A 3,420-nucleotide genomic window follows, 5' to 3' on the forward strand; every position below is an offset into this window, starting at 1 on the left:
ACAAACTATTGTTGAACTATCTAAAGAAAGAGATAAATATAAAAAAATCTTTGATGTTTCAGCAGATGCACTTTCAATTATTGATTTAACCTCTAGCAAGTTTATAGAGTGTAATCAATCCGCTATTGATATGCACGGCGTAAAAAGCAATGCTAACTTCCTTAACCTTAGCCCTTCTGATTTATCACCTAAGTACCAACCCTGCGGCAGACTCTCTAAAGAAATGGCTAAAGAGTATATAGAAAATACTGTTGTATATGGCTCACAAATCTTCCAGTGGACACATTTTCGCTTAGATGGAACTACTTTCCCTTGCTTCGTGTCGTTAACCTCCTTAGCTATTGGTGACAGTCAGTTAATCTTGGCTGTTGGTCGAGATATATCAGACCTAGCAAAAACTCAAGAAAAGCTGAGCACCGAGTATTCAGAAAGAAAACGTTTTGAAAAAGCTTATTTAGGTGAAAAAGAGAAATTTGAAAAATTTGTAGATTTAGCACCTATCGGTATCGTAATAAACGCAATAACTAATGGTAAATTTGAATTTACCAACCAAGAATTCGAAAAAATTACTGGGTATAGTGCCGAAGAACTTAACCAAATGGATTATTGGCAACTCACCCCGAAAAAATACGCAGAGCAGGAGCAGGAGCAATTGGACTCTCTCTCTAAGTACGGTTATTACGGCCCATATCAAAAAGAGTACATTCACAAAAATGGTGAAGTATATCCTGTACTACTGTCGGGTATAAAAATTACAGACAGTAAGGGCCAAGTATTCATTTGGTCTGTTGTACAAGACATTTCATATCAAAAAAATAGTGAGCAACAACTACAAGTAGCTAAAGACAAAGCCGATCTATTTGCACTACGTATGCAGTTAGCTAATGATTCAGCAGGAATTGGTGTTTGGGAGTGGGATTTAAAAACAGGAGTGCTAATGTGGGATAACTGGATGTACAAATTACATGGCATTACAGAATCTCAGTTTTCTGGGGCATATGATGCATGGATAAATATTGTGCATCCTGACGACATTGAAAACACTAAAAACCAGTTAGAAGCCGCTATTAGTGGCAATGGTTCATATGATCCTGAATTTCGTGTTGTTCATCCGGATGGCAACATAAGAACGATGAAAGCAAGCGCCGAAATATTAAGAGATTCACACGGCGAAGCAATTAAGGTGGTAGGCGTAAACTACGATGTTACAGAGCGAGCTGATGCATTACGCGTTTTGTCAGAAGCAAAATTAGCCGCTGAAAATGCTGTAAAGGCAAAAAGTGACTTTTTGGCCAATATGAGTCATGAAATACGCACGCCAATGAATGCGATTCTAGGCGCTCTACAATTACTAAAAAACACAAACTTATCTACCGAATTGAGTACAGTGCTTAAAAATGCATCCTTCTCAGCCCAAAGTCTCTTAATCATAATAAACGATATTTTAGATTATTCGAAAATAGAGTCGAATAAATTACAAATTGAAAGTGTCCAGTTTTCATTAACCGAAGTATTGGAGTCAGTAAAATATGATCTAGACTCTTTAGTTAGTGGAAAGCGAATTCAGTTTCTCGTTAATAAGGGGAAAAGCTACAACGAATACTGGATAGGTGACTTAGTTAGGGTTAAGCAGATTATATTAAATTTAGCGACAAATGCAGTCAAGTTCACAGAAAAAGGAAGTGTTCAAATAAACGTTAGTAGCCAACTCTATCAAGATAAACAAGCTATTAAGATTGAAATTATCGATTCCGGTATCGGTATGAGTAAAGAGGCTGTTGAGCATATTTTTGAGCGCTTTACTCAAGCTGATACCTCTACAACGAGAAAGTACGGTGGAACTGGGCTAGGTATGTCCATCACAATCAGCTTAATTGAAGTGATGGGGGGTAAAATGGATATTCAAAGTGCATTAGGAAGAGGCACAACGATAATCCTTATTCTGCCTTTAGATCAAGTTGATTTTGCACCTGTTAATAAGGCAAAAAAAGCATTATCCGCCCCTAACTTAGAAGGTAAAAAAATATTAGTTGCAGAAGATAATAACATTAATAAAGTGCTAATAGAGGCAATGCTTAAACGAACTAATGCAAACGTTACAATTGTTGAAAATGGTCTACTGGCTGTTAAAGCGGTCCAATGCAACAAATTCGACTTAGTATTAATGGATATACACATGCCTATAATGGATGGTATTGAGGCCCAACAACAAATACAATCTTTAGATCCAAGCCTTACTGTAATGGCACTTACAGCAAATGTTATGGAAACAGATGTAGAAAACTACTATCGTAAGGGGTTTACCGCACATATTGCAAAACCGATAGACATAAATAAATTGTATGGAACTCTGAAGCATTATTTCAATAGTTAAGAGTCTGATATTTTGCATTATTTAAATGCATTTGGGTCATTTATGCTTTTAAAGAAATTTAACTGAAGTAGGTTTATTGGCACGTGCCAGACCCTAACTTCGAGTCTGGCTTAGGTTCAAATTTAAGCATCGATCTGTTCTGATACTTCTAACGCATCATCAACTTCTATTCCCAAGTACCTGACAGTGCTCTCTAGTTTTCTATGGCCAAGTAGAAGCTGACAGGCTCTTAAATTTTTAGTTTTTTTGTAAATTAGTGATGGTTTGGTACGTCTCATTGAATGAGTGCCATATTGAGTCTTATCTAACCCAATTGAGGTGACCCAAGAGTCAACTATACGTCCATATTGACGGGTTGAAAGGTGTTCAGAGGAATGAATTCGTGACTTAAACAAGTAATCATAAGAATTGAGAGTGAATTGCTCTATGAGCGCCACAATTGATTTCCTTGTATTTCCAGTAATTTCAAATTGAACAGGCATACCAGTCTTTTTTTGAACGACTATTGCCCGTGATTGGATTGTTTTCCCATGTGCGATGTCATTAACTTTTAGTGAAACTAAATCACACCCTCTTAGTTTGCTATCTATGGCTAGGTTAAATAGTGCTAGATCTCTTATTTTATGAAAAAGTTCCAGTCGTATTCGGATAGCCCATATTTGCTGTGATTTTAGAGGTAACTTTTGTCCTACAAGCTTATTTTTATTCCAAGGCTCTTTAGGCTGATATATTGTTAACTGGTGCATTATTTGTACTCCGGTGTTTATGGAGTTTTAAGCTTAGCTTGCTACAAAAGAATTCGGGTATGAGCGAAAAGCGGTCATTGAGATTGGCTAAATATCGTCGTTAATTGATTGGTTAAACTGCTCTTTGCGCATATATTCATGAAAATAAGCGACGCGAGCATATTGTTCTATTAAACTTTACTTTAAAGCTTTAAAAAGCTTAGTGGTAGTAATGCTTTAGGTTATTTGTTAAAACTATATAATGTAGGAAAATGAGCGTAGCGTCGGCAGAAGTATATGCGATGAGCGCACTATTAAATA

The 3,420-nt window shown here is 36.5% G+C and carries 2 protein-coding genes; one reads left to right on the forward strand and one right to left on the reverse strand.

The genetic code is table 11. The features are described 5' to 3' along the window. Nucleotides 1-2,374: PAS domain-containing hybrid sensor histidine kinase/response regulator (locus CXF89_RS18675; RefSeq protein ID WP_121955435.1), on the forward strand; the 2,374-nt coding region annotated here is incomplete at its 5' end. Nucleotides 2,375-2,496: 122 nt separating this feature from the next. Here CXF89_RS18675 and CXF89_RS18680 read toward each other — a convergent pair. Continuing rightward, entirely contained in the window at nt 2,497-3,120 is a 624-nt protein-coding gene (locus tag CXF89_RS18680) for a tyrosine-type recombinase/integrase (RefSeq protein ID WP_121955436.1), read from the reverse strand. Nucleotides 3,121-3,420: the final 300 nt, after the last annotated feature.

The sequence above is a fragment of the Pseudoalteromonas sp. MelDa3 genome (assembly GCF_002863625.1).
In the GTDB taxonomy this organism is placed as follows: Bacteria; Pseudomonadota; Gammaproteobacteria; order Enterobacterales; family Alteromonadaceae; genus Pseudoalteromonas; species Pseudoalteromonas arctica.

Coding starts and splice junctions, on each gene's coding strand:
- CXF89_RS18680 (WP_121955436.1), bottom strand. CDS start 3,120: ATGCACCAGTTAACAATATATCAGCCTAAAGAGCCTTGGAATAAAAAT.